Consider the following 17,027-nt stretch of genomic DNA (forward strand, 5'->3'; position numbering starts at 1 on the left):
GAAGAGAAACGAAGAAATACCTCTTAATGCTCGAGAAAGCTCTATAAGTGAGTTTGTTCAAAGGCAAGCTTCACCAGCTTTTAGCCCTCGGAAAAAAAGGTAGTGAGGCATATCTTGTTGAAGGAGAAAATATTACAAGGTATAGGCTTCTCGAGAAAGCACTAAAGGAGAATAAACATATTTCTCGACTCATATTCACGAAAGCCCAACCTCTCAATCACGCTTTAAAATAGAACCTCGCAAGGCATAATAGATTACTAGCAAGAAGACAATAAACACAGGCAACAACAGTACGAGAGGCACATTTCTCTCTAGTATTCTTCGAAGAGCAAGTCCAGGATCAAATTCTCTTTTAAAAGCTTTCCTCTCTATTTTAACCGTAGAAGTACTAACTGACACCTGTGAAACTTTAGGGTCGGTCTCTACCACCTGTATTTTGGGACAGGGCCGCTCCTTAACTACGCCTCTAAGCAATCTCCACCCATAGATGGATTTTGAGTAATAGCTAAGCTCACTTGTATCATCCAAGAATAACGTCGAGTTGATACTGGGACCGCTGAGCTGATAGTTTACTGCAACGTCTCCCTTAAGGCTCCCAGCTATAATACCGCCCGGGTAGTATAAAAAGAAATGCTTTCCTCCTATGTCTCCCGTCAAGTCGAGACTTGGCTCACTGCGCACTATTTCAAGCCTGCTCTCGTTGAAGATCCAGCCCTCGATCTCGTCTTCGACAAGCAGGAATGGATCCTTCCTCCCTTCCTCAAAAACACCCGAACCAACAATATACACTCGACCAGTATCAGGATCCACATATACCCTTTTAAGGTAAGTCTCTCCCAGGCTTAAATAGCCTCTCAACCACAAAATACCGCCAATACGCGACACTCTAAGCAGGAAGCCCTGGGTTCCCTCACCCCCCATGGTATAGCCTACGATTACGTAATCCCCGTTACGTGTGACTCCAACATCCTCTCCGCTGTCTATCCCGGCCCCTCCAATACTCCAGCTATCAACTAAAGTCAAGTCGTCCCTTACTTTTAAGAGAAGAACGTCGCCCTGAGAAACATTATAAGCCCACGTCTCCCCTAAAACCATAATATTCTCGCCGTCGAATATCAACCGCTTCGCAACGTCGGGATAATCGACACTACCATAGCATCTCAACCCCAGGAGCCTTCCTTCCAGGTTAAAGCGTGCGACAAGTACATCTAGATCCCCTCTCGGAGTCTGTGCAAAATATCCTGCAACCATAATAGCCCCATCATGATATGTGGCGTCAGATAGGAAAATATCAGTAGAACCTTTCAGACGAAAACTTTTGGTTTTGTCCTTGTCGTGATATAAGACAAGCCCCTCTACACCTTCACCAGGGCTCCCACCATACCCGCTTAGTATAAAGCTCCCATTAATTTCTCTTGAAGATAGAATCATACCTCTAGAAACCCACTGGTAAAGAAGCCCTCCTTCCGGGGAAAGAAGTAAAACGCTTGGGAGAGGGCTCAAAGCCGAACCCGTAAAACCTCCAACGGCGATATACTGGCCCGATATAGCTCCGCTCAAACTATTGAAAGGTGAAGGACTGTTTGTACAGATGGTGCTTAGGGAAAAAAAGATCCAGACCACTGCAAAAAGCGTTATTAATGTAATTACTCTCATTACGAGCTCTACCTTACTTCTACGTTAAAGACAAATATATGTTATCATGTTAAATATTTTTTACTCAATCTTTTACATTGGAAAGCGCAGTGAAAATAACAAATGTCTCTTATTAGGAGCGAAAAATTAAAATATTTTATCATTACACTGTATTAACGACACCCATGAAAAACAAGGTAGCACTTGTTATTGTCCTCCTATTAGCCTTATCAATACTGCTACCACTGCTCAGAGCCCAACCCCAAGGTCCATGGGTAGATGAGGTCGACTTCTTCGCCGAGAAAGACCCAGCCAAAGTCATCGACATGCTCAGCAAGGGAGACATGCAGATCTACTTCACCGAAATACGCGCCGACCCAGCTCTTATGCAGAAAATTAAGAGCGACCCCAACCTCAAGTACACGTACTCTTACGGTCTCTACTATGATTTGACTTTTAACCCTGTGGGCCCCGAGTTCCCAGCTACTGGAAAGCTCAACCCCTTCTCAGATCCAAGGATACGCGAGGCCATGAACTGGCTCGTCGACAGAAACTACATAGCTAACGAGATATTTGGTGGCTTAGCTGTACCGAAATGGCTACCTATCGTCAACGTCTTCCCAGACTACGCTAGGATAGCTGACACAGCCAAGGCCCTTGAAGCAAAGTATAGCTACGACTTCGAGAAGGCCAAGGCCGTAATCTTCGAGGAGATGTCCAAGCTTGGCGCCACATTTAAAGATGGAAAGTGGTACTACAAGGGAAGCCCCGTCGAGATAACGATCCTTATACGCACCGAAGATCATAGGAAGCAGATCGGCGACTATGTAGCGGATCAGTTGCAAAAGCTAGGCTTCACAGTCATAAGGAGGTACGGAACCAGCCGAGACCTTGCTCCGCTGTGGATACGCGGAAACCCCGCTGATGGGAAATGGAATATTTATACTGGTGGATGGATTACGACCGCCGTCGAGCGTGACTCTGCCAGCAACTTTGGCTTCTTCTATACTCCTCTAGCCAGCTATATGGGGCCACTCTGGCAAGCCTATAAGCCGGACCCCATCTTCTACGAGGTGGCAACTAAGCTCTGGAACGGCCAGTTTACCTCAATGGAGGAGAGAACCCAACTAATAGCTAAGGCAGCTGAGCTCGCCCTTAAAGACTCTGTACGCATATGGCTTGTAGACCAAATAGCCCCTAGGGTTTACCGCAAGGAGGTTCAGTGCGCCTCTGACTTCTCAGCAGGCTTCGACAACAACCTATGGCCCATGACCCTTCGCTACGTTGGCAAGGAGGGAGGAACCATAAAGGCTGGGATGCGTGAGGTTTTAGTTGATCCCTGGAACCCTGTCGCCGGCACCAACTGGGTCTACGACTCGGTGCTCTTAATGGCAGTGGACGACTACGCCTACAGGACAAACCCCTACACAGGCCTCCAAATGGCTAACAGGCTTGTAAGCGCCGAGGTGTACGCGCTGAAGGGTATAGTGACTCAGTCCAGCAGTGACTGGCTCAAACTCACCTTTGTTGACAAGGTCGAAGTCCCAGCGGATGCGTGGTATGCTTACGACGTTAAAACTGGGAAAGTCATCACTTCAGGAGAAGCTGGAGTGAAGTACGCCCAGGTAAAGATTGTCGCAAACTATGGTGACGTTCTAGGCAAGATTAAATATCACGACGGAACAACAATGACTCTCGCCGACTGGCTGATAGGCTGGCCTCTTACCTTCGCACGTGTAGACCCCTCCAGCCCACTTTACGACAAGTCTGCGATAGCCTCATTCCAGCAATGGAGGGATATGATGCGAGGTTGGAGAATCGTCAGCACCAGTCCTCTAGTCATAGAGTACTACGTGAACTACACGGCGCTAGACGCGGAAGCCATAGTCTTCGGCTTCGCGGGCTGGCCATCCAACCCATGGCACATGCTTGCTATTGGAATAAGGGCGGAGGAGAAGGGCCTCCTCGCGTTCAGTGCAGATAAAGCTGGCGAAATGAACGTTGAGTGGATGAACTATATCGGCGGGCCAAGCCTCGATATACTCTCAAAGATGTTAAGCGAGGCCCAGAGTGAGGGATACATACCATTTAAAGCCTTCATGTCTAACTACGTTAAGCCAGACGAAGTAAACGCAAGGTACACGGCTTTAAAGAACTGGTACCAGGCCCACGGCCACTTCTATGTCGGTGCTGGTCCCTTCTACCTTGACAAGGTAGACTACAACGCTCACATAGCTGTGCTGAAGGCTAACAGAAACTTCCCCGACAAGGCGGATCGATGGTCCTTCCTTGCCACTCCACCGATACCAGAAGTCAGTGTAAAGGTTCCCGATATAGTGGTGCCAGGCGCCGAGGCTACATTTACTCTCAACATTAACGTCGGTGGTAAGCCCTACCCGACCGGGCGCATAGACTTCGTCAAGTACATGGTGCTAGACGCGCAGGGTAACGTATATGCCAAGGGTGTTGCAACCCCACAAGCCGACGGCGTTTGGATTGTGAAACTATCTGGCGAAGATACTGGAAAACTGACCCCTGGAAGCTACAGGATACTTACAATTACCCTGAGCAAGGATGTCGCGACACCAGTACTTGTCGAGAAACCATTCACGGTGACTTCACAGATAGCCTACTTCCAGACGCTCCTCACTCAGGTACAAAGCTCGCTTGAATCCAAGTTAGGCTCGCTTCAAGCAGGAATAACCGACGTCAACAACAAGGTCAACAACCTTAGCAGCCGCGTAAGCGGAATCGAGTCCACACTGAACATGGCTCTAGCCCTTAGCGTCGTCAGCCTCCTCCTCGCGATCGTGGCACTCGCTATGGGTCTTAGAAAGCCAAAAACCGTTGAAAAAACTTCACAGGAGGCAACTCAAGTCAAATCGTGAAATATATTTTTTTCTGATTTTTTATTTAGCTTTGGCTTGTAATCTATATATTTTTCTTTAAAGTAAAATTTTTTAAGAGTATCCGTCTAAAATGTTTAAAGCGTGAAGTAGATGATCCCATGGGGCTTCCTTAAATACATAGTCAAGCGCGCCGTGGTCCTATACTTGACAGTGGTCATTGCAATATATGCAACCATTCTCATCGCGAACATGGGTGGTAAAGTAGATGAGATTGTCATAGGTGACATACGGATGTCTATAGGTCAAGCCATAAGTCAGAATCCACAATACCGTAATCTCCCCGGTGAGGAGAGGGCAAAGCTGATTGAGCAGTTAGTTCAACAAGAGATTCACCGGCGAGGCCTTGATACGCCTTTCTTTGTAAGGAGCCTGATATACTTGAGGGATGCGCTAACATTGGATCTGGGCAAAGCCCTAACCATGCGAAGCGACACGGGCTCAATGTTGGTGAGAAACATTATTCTCGAGAGGCTACCTAACACTGTGCTTCTCTTCACCACAGTGACTGTAATCAACTTCTTTTTACATCTGTTTGTCGGATTGTATCTTTCGCGTCATTATGGAAGCCTTTTAGACAAGGCAACAGTGGCTTTATCTCCTACTTCCGTAATCCCGGGATGGTTTTACGGTATATTCTTAATCTTAATATTTTATTCCTGGCTGCATGTACTGCCCCCCGGGGGGCTAGTGGATGTTCCACCGCCTGAGAATCCAGTGGACTATGCTTTAAGCGTGCTCAAACACATGATACTTCCAATGCTCTCATGGATTATTTCCGGGCTCTTCCTAGGTATTTATGGCAACCGTACATTTTTCCTTATATTCTCTACGGAGGACTATGTTGAGGCGGCCAAGGCCAAGGGGCTTCCGCCTCGCCTTATCGAAACAAGATACATTTTAAGGCCTACGCTTCCACCCATAATCACTAGTTTTGCCTTGTCTCTTATAGGGTCGTGGGGCGGTGCAATTATTACCGAGACAGTGTTTAACTGGCCTGGTTTAGGTCTAGTGACATACAACGCTATATCTTCTTTTGACACTCCTGTTATAGTTGGAATAACCGTAATCTATGCTTACTTGTTAATGATTACTGTACTGATATTGGATGTGATTTACGGGTGGCTTGATCCTAGGATAAAGGTTCAATATAGGTGAAAGGTTATGAGTTCAAGTAGAGGGTTTGCAAAATCGATAATCAATACTCTGCGAGAGCTGGTGAGCTATAAATCAGGGGTTCTTGGCCTTATAATGCTCCTTTTACTTGTTGTGTTTTCAATATATACTATCGTGACTATACCCATGGATAGGGCAATAGCAATGTGGCGTGGAGAGGGCGATATGTGGATAGAAAACCCACGTTTAGCCCCGCCTGAATGGATACAGTTTTTTGTTGGGAAAAACCTTCCCAAGACGATGAAGTTTGATTCACGCGAGATCAGTTTAAACGTTGCTAAGTCATCAGCTCCTGTTGTCGGCACAAATATGAGAAAGGTTCACATAGAGTTCACCTTCAACTACGAGTATGATGATTTCCCCTCCGAACTCAATATGTTCTTTTCGAGCAACTTTTCCAAAACCACCGGAGCTCCAATCATTACAATCACCTGGGTTAAGCCTAGTGGTGATAGAATAAATCTTGGCGATTACTACATGACAGACAACAAGTACAGTCTCTATTTTGTAATTGATCCTATCACGCGTGCCCTCGTCTCGTATGTTCGCCAGAACTACGGTGTCGAGCCCAGTGATCTAATAACTAACATACAGTTTCTCTTTGGTAAGTTTACAAAGGAGGCTTTACAGAAGGGGAACTTAGAGGTTGAGAAGGGAACGTATAAAGTTATCATTGACGCCACCGTCTTTGGTAATGCAGATCTTGACTGCAGGATGATTGTTTATGGTGATGTTTATGGAATTGCCGGAACAGATCACTTACGTAGACCGCTAGAAATTGCGCTCATGTGGGGCGCTCCTGTAGCGCTCGCTTTCGGTTTGACAGCATCGCTCGTAACAACCTTTGTCGAGATGATAATTGCTACTCTCAGTGGCTATTTTGGAGGTCTTCTAGATAATTTGATTCAGCGCGTAACGGAAGTATACATGGTGCTCCCCTTCCTCCCCTTCTTGATATTAATTTCAGTCTTTTATGGCTTAAACATATGGACTCTCCTCGTGGTCGTAATTATTCTAAGCATATTTGGACCGGGAATTAAGTCTACTAGAGCATTGGTGATGCAGATAAAGGAATATCCATACATTGAGGCCGCGAAAGCTTATGGCGCGTCCGACCTTAGGATAATATTTCTATATATTATTCCAAAGATACTACCACCAATAGTCCCTGGCCTCATCTCGGCTGTACCTGGATACGTTTTTCTAGAGGCGGCCCTGGCTTTACTCGGACTAGGAGATCCATCCTTACCCACTTGGGGGAAGGTAATAAACAATGCCTACGAGCAAGGAGCACTTTATAAGGGCTATTACTACTGGGTTCTAGAGCCGTCAGCCTTCCTCATATTCACTGGTCTTTCGTTCGCCCTACTCGGTTTCGCGCTAGACCGGATCGTTAATCCAAGACTCCGAGAAATGTAGAGGTGAAAATGTGATGGCTAATATTGTTTTATCCGTTCGGGATCTATATTTATACTATCGAACGAGGAAGGGTGTGGTAAAAGCTGTAGACAAGGTAAGCTTCGACTTAAAGCGCGGTGAAACAATCGCTATTGTTGGCGAGTCTGGATGTGGAAAAACCTCACTTGCAAGGGCCATAATACGGCTCTTGCCGAGAAATGTCGAGAAGTTTGATGGCGTAATAAGCCTTAATGGAACCGATGTAATGAAGATGGATGAGGAGGAGTTCAGGAAACGCGTAAGGTGGCAGAAGATATCTTATGTGTTCCAAGGGTCACAGAACGCTTTGAACCCTGTAATAAAGGTAGGTTTCCAGATTGCCGAACCACTTATGATTCACAAAGGTATGGGTAAGGAAGAAGCCCTCGCTGAAGCTAAAAAGTATTTGAGATTAGTCGGAATCCACGAGAGTTTCCTTGACAGGTATCCCTTCGAGTTAAGCGGTGGAATGAGGCAGAGAGCCGTCATAGCGATGGCCTTGGTGACAAACCCCGACGTAGTCATACTTGATGAGCCTACCTCGGCGCTCGACGTTATAACACAAGCTAACATTATAAACCTCTTAAAAAGGATAAAACAAGAGATGAATATTAGCTATATTTTCATTACACATGACGTCCCACTAACAAGCGAACTCGCAGACAGGGTCGCTGTGATGTATGCTGGACAAATAGTAGAGCTATCAGATGCCGACGAATTCTATGTATCACCCAAACACCCCTATTCTGAGAAGCTTATGGCCAGCGTCCCCACTCTACGAACCGACAAAAAACTCGAGTACATCCCAGGGACTCCACCAAGCCTCATCAATCCACCCTCTGGCTGTCGCTTCCATCCCCGGTGCCCATTTGCATATGAACGGTGTATTAAGGAAGAACCCCCACTGGCTGAGACAAGCAAGGGATCCCTTGTAAAATGTTGGCTTGTTCATGAAGGAAAGAGGTGATAGGTTATGAGCGAGGATAAGGTTCTTTTAAAAGCGGAGGACCTCAAGATGTGGTTTGAGGTTAGAAGAGGCCTCTTCGCCGAACCAATACCTCTACGCGCTGTGGACGGTGTCTCCTTCGACCTGGGTGTGGCTGAGGCTGTCTCTGTGGTCGGAGAGTCGGGGAGCGGTAAGACAACTCTTGGAAAAACTATTTTGAGGCTATACAAACCCACAGGCGGTAAACTAATCTTTAAGGGTAGAGACATAACCACCTTAGATGAAAAAGACCTAATGTGGTATAAGAAGGAGACCGGCCTCGTACAACAGGATCCTTACGGCGCCATGCCCTCGTTCATGACGATTTACCGTATCCTGGAAGAACCTCTAATTATCCACAAGATAGGTAGTAAGGAGGAGAGAGAGGAGATGGTATTTAAAGCCTTAGAGGAGGTTAGACTAACCCCTGTAGAAGACTTCGCCTTTAAATACCCGCACATGCTTAGCGGGGGTCAGCTGCAAAGGGTTGCTATTGCCAGGGCCTTAATACTTAGACCCAGTTTAGTTGTAGCAGACGAACCCGTCTCCATGCTCGACGCCTCAGTAAGGGTCGAGATTCTCAGCCTCATGAGGGAGCTTCAAGAGAAACGAAACATCAGTTTCATCTACATAACACACGACCTGTCAACCACGAGGTACTTCAGCGAGAAGATATTCATAATGTATGCTGGACATTTAATTGAGCGTGGACCTACAAAATCTGTTCTACGCAATCCGCTCCACCCATACACGCGTGCACTGCTCTCCGCGATTCCTGACCCAGACCCTGAGAACAGGAAACGTTTCCGAGACGTTCCACCAGGTGAGCCCCCAAGCCTTATAAATCCCCCACCCGGATGCCGTTTTGCGCCCCGATGCCCATTTGCAACTGACAAATGTAAGCGGGAAGAGCCGCCAGAAATAGAGGTCGAGAAAGATCATTTTGTCAAGTGCTGGCTTTACGCCTTCAGGTCCTAGGCAAGCCCCGTACCATATTTTTCCTGAAAGATTTCTATTAGCCTCCTACCATCACCCAGCATGTCGTGGTTATTATTGAAGAAAACATAGGCTTTGACAGGCTTGGCTTCGACTATCCTATCAGCAACCTCGTAAAGTTCTTCATCCATGTATCCATAATTATACCATGTAAGCCTTCCATGCATTCGTACGTACACGATGCCTTTAATGTTTATAACGCCCATACTGGGCAGCCCCTCGAATAGCGGCGAATCCGGTGTGACGACATAAACGCCCTTATCCTTAAGTATGTTAAGAGCTTCCATGGTGAACCAAGAAAGATGTCTTGGCTCTATCGCAATCTTCTCACAGGTTGCACTGAATAGCTCGATCCTCTTAACGACTTTTTCATTAAAGGTAAGGCTAGGTGGTAACTGGAAAAGGTAGAAATCAATACTTTCTTCAAGGTCCTTAAACCTTTCAAGAAATCTTTTCCAGGTTGGAAGAGCTTTTTCGTTAAGCTTTCTAATGTGAGTGATACTCCTGTGAACCTTGACGGACCAACGCAGCTCATGAGCTTTTTTTGACCATTCTTCGACATTTTCCTCTCTTGGAAAACTGTAAAAGCTCATATTGAGCTCTATGGCATTAAAACCAGACTCGCGTACATACCATTCTATTCCGTCAGGGTTCCAGTCATAGACCCAGCCGGAAGTTCCCACGAAGAGTTTCATTTTCATTAACTGTTAAACTGCCACGCTATAAAAATACACCTCGGCTCGACCTACACAATAGATAATTAAGTGAGAAAAACAAAACCGTAGTAGGTGGGTCTATGCGGATTAAATCACTTGGAGGGCTACTGGTGATAGTTGTCATGCTTGTAGTTATACCGCCTAGCTACAGCCAGACACTATACTTCTATGGACGTGTGACTGATCTTCAGTTGAATCCTATAGCTGGTGCACAAGTCTCTGTCTACAGCAACAACCTCCTAGTAACCTCAACCCTCACAGATAAAGACGGAACATTCAATCTACGTTTGCCGCCTGGAACCTATGTACTTCGCGCCTATCTTAAAGGCTATGCACCTAGAGAAATAATGTTAGTTGCTACGCAAGAGAAAGCGGGCAGTCTAGGAACGATTACCCTAGAACAAGCAATAAGTGTCTACACCGAGACAACTCAGCTCACTGTCCTACAGGGTGACATTCTAAACCTTACAATCAAGCTAGAAAATAAAGGGCTAGACCCTTTGACGGTTAACTTCAAAATAGAAGCTCCTACATCCTGGGTAGGCTATCTCACCCTTCCTGGAGGATTACGCGTAGACAATATCATGATAGAACCTGGGAGGGAGAAAACTGTTTTCCTAAACCTCCAAGTACCTATGGATGCCTTCGGCAAAAATTTTGTAAGGGTTCGCCTTTCCTGGGAAAACCTCACAGCAACAATCGACTATGTTTTTGAAGTACAGCCTAAAAAATGGAATCTTATCGAGTTGCCTGCAAGCAGTATAAAGGCATATCCCGGAGCCCAGTTAAAAATACCCTTCACACTTAGAAACCCGTTTACCCTCGATGCTGAAATGGCACTAACAGTAGAACCTCCTCAAGGCTGGGTTGCGTCTATAGTTGACGCTAACAGCATAACTGTCTCAGGGTTAACTCTGGCTCCAAAAGCTACTAGGCAGCTTTTTCTCATCCTTTACATTCCTCCCTCAGCTAAACTTGGCCTATACGCAGTGTCAATATATACTGATGTTTCGGGTAGCCGTTTCATAACAAAACTTGATGTGAGCGTGGAAAGCCGCTATGATCTACTCAACTTGACAGTGGGGGTTTCGAGGCTTAACATTACCGGGGGCTCTTCAACAGTAATACCTCTGATTATACGTAACGACGGCAATATGGCAACCGTGACTGTTCTAAAAGCTTCATCAAATAATGAGGGAATAAGACCGATTCTAACAGTTTCAGGTCAGGCGGCCTCAACCTTGTACCTCTTACCGGGAGAATCAAGACAGGTAAACCTCCTGGTTAACGCTTCATCACAAACAGCTCCCGGTCTATACGAGCTTATCGTTCAAGCCAACGGGACTACAAGTTATACAGCTAAAAAGATCCTTGTCAACGTAGTGGGGTCTTACAGCTTTAGAATACTCAACCAGGACTTCCTCATAATCACAGTTCCGGGCGGCACCGTTACTTATAAAGTAAATGTTGTTAACTCGGGCACGTATCCCTTGCAATCTTTAAATTTATACACGTCCTTTAATCCCGAGAAGCTCCAGGTAACAGTCCAACCTGAAAGGCTCTCATTGCTGCCTGGAGAGACAGGTAGTTTTTCGCTTCAGATCAATGTTCCCCCTGATGTACGAGAAGGAGTTTACAATATTGTATTCACTGTTGAATCAGGAAGCATAAGAGATACTAGAGTCCTACTTGTATGGGTTCGTCCAGAGGCCAGTTTTAGCTTTACCCTTATCATGGCGGTTCTAGTGGCCGTTAGCTTTTTCCTCGTATACTATGGAAGGCGAAAGTACGCTTAGGGATCCAAATGGAGCCCTCTTTCCTAGCACTACTTTACATCCTTGGAGTTGAAACAGCCTTCACCCCCTGTTTTCTACCTATCATACCAGTGTTCTTAAGTGTGGTCGCTAAGTCAGGAAGTAAACGTGTACTGCTCACTACACTAGCGTTTATCGCGGGAATCACGGCTAGTTTTTTGATTTACGGTATCCTAGCCTCGTACAGCGGTAGCCTTTTACAAGGCCTGCTAACGGGTAATCTACCTACATTGGCTGTCGGAATGGGCTTAACACTAGTCAGTTTAGGTGTCCTCATGATGTCTCCGTTGCGAGTGTTATTTGCCTGGATTCCTTCAGTACAGCCTAGATTTCAGAAGGCATCCATTCTAAACTCTCTCTTACTCGGCTTCCTATTCTCACTTGTAGCTGCACCCTGCGCCGCAACAATCCTGGTCGCTGCGTTTTCCATGGTTTGGCTTGGCTCACTACAAGAACCAGGAGACTCTATAATAACCGTACTAGTCTACTCGGCGGGGGTTACAACCCCCTTCTTTATTATGGGTCTACTGACAGAGTTTCTAGGTAAAAGCATAGGAACCAAGATTTCACGAAGTTTTCTTGTGAGACACAACGAGACTATTTCCGGAATCACTATTATCGTCCTTGGAATACTTACTATTCTAAGCGTGGAGGGACATGACATAATCCTAGTACAGCTTTCAGCTAGACTACTCCCATATCTAGGTTTCATATCACTACTAGCAGCCGTGCTTTACTCCTTACGCGCTTACCAGCTGGGTATTATGATGAGAGGAGGACTTCTCATTATCCTCGGAACAAGTATCTTCATATATGGACTCATCGATGTCCTTCAATTTCTCCCCCCGCAACTCCAAAACGAAGGGATTCGTATGCTACTTTTCCTGATTAGCAGAACCCTTATAATGGTTAACAGTCTTCTACTCGCTAAGCCTTATGTCTTTTCGCTTCCTTTACTTATCCTGAATAACCTCCCACTAATGGACTCAATAACTCTTATTGCCTGGACTCTTGGTCCTGGTCGTAGAGATCGTGAACACCTTTTTGCATCCCTATATATTCTAGCACACATAGCCATGGACTTAGTTACTTCCAAAGCCACAAATCTATTGTGGTTGGCTCCCTATCTACTCCCAGTACTCCCAGTAGCATATTTAAGCCCGTTACTCCCAGCTCTAAAATTATCAAAAATAATTACAGGATTAAAGCTCCTTGAAGAAATTTAAGAGCTTTTTCACAGCGCGATTCTCCGTATTAAGCCCATAGTACAAGATGCCATTGTAGTCAAAGACCAGGAGGAATCCTTTGCGAACCAGTCGCTCCAAAATTGGGCGTGCTCTTGAGATACCTAGAACTTCCTTCTCTACAGTATAAGCGCTGAAAATTTGTGAGGGGTCCTCTAAATACTTCTGGATGAAAAATAGGAGCACTTTCAAATAGCCTTGACATCTTCTAGGAAAAATAGATGTGAGATCTTCTGATAGTGAATTAGAATCCAAATAGGCTTTTTCTTCTTTCATATAGAATCTCCAAAATTCTACCTTTGAGATTGTCCTCCTTATCTATCTTAACCTTTTCTAGTTTCTCACCGAGGTTTTTTTCCCCAACGCTAAAGCTAAGCCAGCGGCTAAAGTCACCACGGGTCTGGTGGAAAACCACGCTTTCAAGAGGAGCCCTCTCAAGCGCATCTATAAACGAAAAAACATTCCATGCAACGAGGTTTAGTGGCTTACCAACATCAAGGTAGAACATGAACTCCTTTCCTGCATCTACACGCTTCATCCAAACCCACCTGTAACGAGAGTCTTCGTCCTGCTCCAGCCTTTGAAGAGTTCTATACTCTAGGTCAGCCAACACGTCTGAGTAAATCATGTAAGCTTGAAACGGAGACTTGTAAGGGCTGAAATAGGAGTGAACATCGCCGGGTCCCCCTCCTTTTGTTGACATGTAGTAGAAGTGGTCACTTATGGAGAGCAATCTCCAGAGACGTAGTAAATTCTCGTCGCGCGTCGCTTTGACTTGAAGCCATAAATCTCTAAGCCTATCGAGAGCATAGTCTTGCATAAAGTTACCCGTCCAAGCTGTTAAATCCCTCTCTAGGTCTGCCCATGAAATTGTGTCACTCTCAGGAACATCTATTTCGTCCCGTGGAGGCACCCTCTCTACGACTTCACTGGGGGTAGAGGTCGTTAGGTGCTCCCATTTAAGGATCTCGCCGGGTAGCCAACGAAGGAATTCGAATATCCCTGTCTCAGCTGGAAAATGCTCTCCAAAAGTCTCGTAATCTATTGCAATTAATATTACATCTCCTGGCGTTGCGGCGAGCCAGGCGGAGTACTTGTCGGCTGTCAGTGGATATTCACTCCACCACCTAGAAGCAAATCTAAATCCAATGTCGTCAGATAATCGGTAATTTCTCATCAATACCCGTAGGTTTAGTCCCTTAGCCTTATAGACGTAGTTCGGGCTTCGCCACATGAGAATCTTCTCAACTCCCTCTGTGAGTACCACTTTGTAGCCGAGCTTATCGAATATTTTCGCGATGTAATTATTATAGATGAATTCAGTGTTCTCGACGCTAATCGGGCTAACACCTAGATAAGATTTCAATAATTCACGATGCATTCTAATTTGATCGATGAACTCCTCCTCAGCTATCAGGAAGCTTAGACTGTGAAAATAAGTCTGGTCTAAAAACTCGACCATTCCCGTGCTTGCGAGTTGTCTAAAGCTTTCAAGAAGGCTTGGCATCCAGCGCTCAGCCTGCTCTAGCAAAACCCCGGAAACACTATATGATACCTTAAAGTTTTTTCCTTGATTCTTAAAGAAGTCGATCTGTTGAAGGATAATTGCGTTTGCTGGCAGATAGCATCTCCGGGCTACTCTCTCGAAAACTTCTCGATTTAGAGTCTGGTCAAAATAGATTTCCTCGAGATCCGCGTGATCAACTTTACCCTTTAAGGCCACCTTCTCGGCCAGGCGACGGGTAATTCTTCTTGCAAGCCTGTAGGGTTGATGAACCTCAAACATAAAGACTATGTGCCTGATGAGTATACACCTAATATTCTTTAAAAAGAAGAAGATTAAAAACTTAAGCTTAAATTTTTAGATTGAGTTCTTAATGCTTATTTTTAAACCTCTCCATAGCCTTTCTTATCGAGTCCATGGCTTTATCCTTGCCTTGCCATGCCTTGACCTTTACCCATTTGCCCGGCTCTAACTCCTTATAATGCTCAAAGAAGTGGCGGATTTTATTCTTCACGCTGTCATCAACGTCGTTGATATCCTTGATTTTTCCGAAACGAGCATCTATTTTTTCGTGGGGCACAGCTATAACTTTGCTGTCCGGTCCTGACTCGTCCTCCATCTCTAAAAGACCTACAGGTCTGGCACGTACGACGCTGCCTGGCGCAAAGGAATCATAGCTGAGAAGCACGACGTCTACAGGGTCACCGTCCTCTTCAAGTGTAGATGGGATGAAACCATAATTGAAGGGGAAAACCATTGAGGTAAAGAGAACCCTGTCTACAAATAGCACACCGCTCTCCTTGTCGAGCTCGTACTTGACATTGCTACCCATGGGAATCTCGATGACCACGAATATATCCTCTGGGGGATTTTTCCCTGTCGATAAGTGCTTCATACAGGGAAAATTATGTGTAGGGGATATAAAAGGATTTACAGGTACTCCTACTCGACCTTGTAAACTGTGCCTATGGCTCTAGTTCTCGAATCTCGCAGAATAAACTGCTCCCCCTCCTCTACGTACCAGTATCCCTTCAAGAAGGTAAGGCGTACCAGGCCCGTGTCACCCGTTCGCATGGGCTCTTTCTCCATCCAGGTAAACTCGACCGGCGCTCTTATCGAATGAATGTGAAGAACTGTTTGATACCCAGTTTTAATAGTTGTTGGGTGCTTTAGGACGAGAATCTCGCTGACGAGGCTTACGGCTGGATGAAGCGGGGTCTCTGTCAAGACTTGTCCTTTCTCGACCTCTTCTCGATCGATGTCCGTTATGGCTAGAGTGGCCTCTTCACCAGCTCTGGCCTTTGAAGCGGGGACGCGGTTTACATGTATTGATTTAACGCGAGTTTTACGCCAAGTGCCATCATGTAATGGGCCTATGAAATAATTAGAGTTCTCGTATACCGTTCCTCTTTCTACTGTAACAGCAATCACGGTGCCAACTCCTCTTACCTCAAAAATATCGGTTACATAGGCAAGAAGGGGCTTTTTAACAAGTTCACTCCACCTCTTACGCGGAGGCAACAAGTTCAAGAACTCAGTTAGAAGATCAAGTCCAACGCCTGTTGTATTCGAAAGCTTAAAGATGGGAACTACACGCCCAGAGGTCATGAGAGGAGCAACATAGTACACATCACTCAATCTTCTAATCAGCATGGGTTTCTTGTCAAGTCTTCTGAGTATATTAAGAGTCTCATCAAGGTATGAGTCACCGATCTCAGGGCTGACCAGGTCTACCTTGGTAAATACGATAAAGACAGGTATCTTAAGGGCCACACAAACTCCAAGGTGCTCTCGCCCCATTACTTGTAGTCCCGTGTTCGCAGCAACAACGAGCATTGCATAATCAGGGAACTTTGACAGTAATCCTCTCAGAGCCGTACGAAGATATCTCTCATGACCTCCAACATCAACGAGAGAAACAATCTTTTTTGAGGAAAGATATATTTGTGCCTCATCAAGTGGGTTGGGAAGGCTCCAGTTGACAGGTCTATTGTTGAGATCAAACCCTAGCAATCTTATGACCACAGAGGATGTCCTCCCTGTTAATATTTCATGGGCATACCTGGCTACCTTTCTCATGTTACTTCCTCTACCGTCGTCTAGAGACCCATAACAGAGCGTACCAACAGTGGTGCTCTTGCCAGCGTCGACGTTCCCGACAACTATAATGTTCACTTGAGAAGGAGGATTTTCCTCGCGTGAAATCCTCACGAGTACACGAGTAACAATTCTGCCACCATGTTCCCTTCTTTCAAGTATTCTCGTACTTGCACCGACCTTATTTGCAACCTTCTCTAATATCTCTAGGGATGCTCTCTCCTCCTCAGGGGTAAGACCCCGTACAGTGCCGTCGTCATTTATGCCTAAAACATATATGGCTTCTCCACCGCCTTCAAACAGCCTGTACTTCATCTGTGAAGCAAGCTTCTCGACCCTATCATCTCCCAAATCAACTAAGATCGATTTGTACTCAACTGGCCCGCTGTCCTCCTCAGCAGGGTAGCTCAATTTCCGTCAACATTCCTAGGATTCAAGACAGACTATTAAGTCTGCCTCTCGCTAGATGTAGAACGAAAGTGATGGTAATGATGGCCGCTACAGATTTAGCTATACA

General features: G+C 45.7%; 12 protein-coding genes. 7 read left to right on the plus strand and 5 right to left on the minus strand.

Annotated features, from left to right (window positions below; translation table 11 throughout):
• Positions 1-213: 213 nt before the first annotated feature.
• Entirely contained in the window at positions 214-1,251 is a 1,038-nt protein-coding gene (locus tag ACP5KC_RS03230) for a hypothetical protein (RefSeq protein WP_428286831.1), read from the minus strand.
• A gap of 569 nt (positions 1,252-1,820) precedes the next feature.
• Here ACP5KC_RS03230 and ACP5KC_RS03235 point away from each other — a divergent pair.
• From ACP5KC_RS03235 to ACP5KC_RS03255, 5 genes are all read left to right on the plus strand, one after another.
• Positions 1,821-4,523 carry an ABC transporter substrate-binding protein gene (locus ACP5KC_RS03235; protein ID WP_428286832.1) on the plus strand — a complete coding sequence of 901 codons (2,703 nt, stop codon included), beginning with the start codon at positions 1,821-1,823 and terminating at the stop codon, positions 4,521-4,523.
• A 111-nt stretch (positions 4,524-4,634) separates the two neighbouring features.
• Positions 4,635-5,699, plus strand: coding sequence for an ABC transporter permease (locus ACP5KC_RS03240; RefSeq protein ID WP_052883440.1), 1,065 nt, complete (start codon positions 4,635-4,637; stop codon positions 5,697-5,699).
• A gap of 6 nt (positions 5,700-5,705) precedes the next feature.
• Positions 5,706-7,136 carry an ABC transporter permease gene (locus tag ACP5KC_RS03245; protein ID WP_052883441.1) on the plus strand — a complete coding sequence of 477 codons (1,431 nt, stop codon included), beginning with the start codon at positions 5,706-5,708 and terminating at the stop codon, positions 7,134-7,136.
• A 13-nt stretch (positions 7,137-7,149) separates the two neighbouring features.
• A complete protein-coding gene (locus ACP5KC_RS03250) occupies positions 7,150-8,121 on the plus strand; it encodes an ABC transporter ATP-binding protein (protein ID WP_052883442.1) in 972 nt (323 codons plus the stop codon).
• Between the two features lie 6 nt (positions 8,122-8,127).
• The gene (locus tag ACP5KC_RS03255; protein ID WP_428286833.1) at positions 8,128-9,117 is read left to right on the plus strand and encodes an ABC transporter ATP-binding protein; all 990 of its coding nucleotides are present in this window, start codon (positions 8,128-8,130) and stop codon (positions 9,115-9,117) included.
• Here the strand turns inward: ACP5KC_RS03255 and ACP5KC_RS03260 are convergent.
• Positions 9,114-9,836 carry a DUF72 domain-containing protein gene (locus ACP5KC_RS03260; protein WP_052883444.1) on the minus strand — a complete coding sequence of 241 codons (723 nt, stop codon included), beginning with the start codon at positions 9,834-9,836 and terminating at the stop codon, positions 9,114-9,116. The genes ACP5KC_RS03255 and ACP5KC_RS03260 overlap by 4 nt on opposite strands.
• A 95-nt stretch (positions 9,837-9,931) precedes the next feature.
• On the opposite strand from ACP5KC_RS03260, the gene ACP5KC_RS03265 reads away from it, so the two are divergent.
• A complete protein-coding gene (locus ACP5KC_RS03265; protein ID WP_052883445.1) occupies positions 9,932-11,647 on the plus strand; it encodes a carboxypeptidase regulatory-like domain-containing protein in 1,716 nt (571 codons plus the stop codon).
• A gap of 8 nt (positions 11,648-11,655) precedes the next feature.
• On the plus strand, positions 11,656-12,891 hold the full coding sequence (locus ACP5KC_RS03270; protein WP_424739883.1) for a cytochrome c biogenesis CcdA family protein: 1,236 nt from the start codon (positions 11,656-11,658) through the stop codon (positions 12,889-12,891).
• A gap of 262 nt (positions 12,892-13,153) precedes the next feature.
• On the opposite strand, the gene ACP5KC_RS03275 is transcribed toward ACP5KC_RS03270, so the two are convergent.
• From ACP5KC_RS03275 to ACP5KC_RS03285, 3 genes are all read right to left on the minus strand, one after another.
• On the minus strand, positions 13,154-14,695 hold the full coding sequence (locus ACP5KC_RS03275) for an alpha-amylase (protein ID WP_424738431.1): 1,542 nt from the start codon (positions 14,693-14,695) through the stop codon (positions 13,154-13,156).
• Positions 14,696-14,783: 88 nt separating this feature from the next.
• Positions 14,784-15,308 (minus strand): inorganic diphosphatase, encoded by a 525-nt coding sequence (gene ppa, locus ACP5KC_RS03280; protein ID WP_273434404.1) that lies wholly within the window; start codon positions 15,306-15,308, stop codon positions 14,784-14,786.
• A 47-nt stretch (positions 15,309-15,355) separates the two neighbouring features.
• Positions 15,356-16,921 (minus strand): GTP-binding protein, encoded by a 1,566-nt coding sequence (locus ACP5KC_RS03285; protein WP_052883450.1) that lies wholly within the window; start codon positions 16,919-16,921, stop codon positions 15,356-15,358.
• Between the last annotated feature and the right edge of the window lie 106 nt (positions 16,922-17,027).

The organism is Infirmifilum sp. (assembly GCF_049970975.1).
Taxonomy (GTDB): Archaea; Thermoproteota; Thermoprotei; order Thermofilales; family Thermofilaceae; genus Thermofilum; species Thermofilum uzonense.

What these genes read in the sequence shown, in the direction of transcription:
- ACP5KC_RS03230 (WP_428286831.1), bottom strand. Translation starts at nt 1,251, where the DNA reads ATGGTTGCAGGATATTTTGCACAGACTCCGAGAGGGGATCTAGATGTA.
- ACP5KC_RS03235 (WP_428286832.1), top strand. Translation starts at nt 1,821, where the DNA reads ATGAAAAACAAGGTAGCACTTGTTATTGTCCTCCTATTAGCCTTATCA.
- ACP5KC_RS03240 (WP_052883440.1), top strand. Translation starts at nt 4,635, where the DNA reads ATGATCCCATGGGGCTTCCTTAAATACATAGTCAAGCGCGCCGTGGTC.
- ACP5KC_RS03245 (WP_052883441.1), top strand. Translation starts at nt 5,706, where the DNA reads ATGAGTTCAAGTAGAGGGTTTGCAAAATCGATAATCAATACTCTGCGA.
- ACP5KC_RS03250 (WP_052883442.1), top strand. Translation starts at nt 7,150, where the DNA reads ATGGCTAATATTGTTTTATCCGTTCGGGATCTATATTTATACTATCGA.
- ACP5KC_RS03255 (WP_428286833.1), top strand. Translation starts at nt 8,128, where the DNA reads ATGAGCGAGGATAAGGTTCTTTTAAAAGCGGAGGACCTCAAGATGTGG.
- ACP5KC_RS03260 (WP_052883444.1), bottom strand. Translation starts at nt 9,836, where the DNA reads ATGAAAATGAAACTCTTCGTGGGAACTTCCGGCTGGGTCTATGACTGG.
- ACP5KC_RS03265 (WP_052883445.1), top strand. Translation starts at nt 9,932, where the DNA reads ATGCGGATTAAATCACTTGGAGGGCTACTGGTGATAGTTGTCATGCTT.
- ACP5KC_RS03270 (WP_424739883.1), top strand. Translation starts at nt 11,656, where the DNA reads ATGGAGCCCTCTTTCCTAGCACTACTTTACATCCTTGGAGTTGAAACA.
- ACP5KC_RS03275 (WP_424738431.1), bottom strand. Translation starts at nt 14,695, where the DNA reads ATGTTTGAGGTTCATCAACCCTACAGGCTTGCAAGAAGAATTACCCGT.
- ppa (WP_273434404.1), bottom strand. Translation starts at nt 15,308, where the DNA reads ATGAAGCACTTATCGACAGGGAAAAATCCCCCAGAGGATATATTCGTG.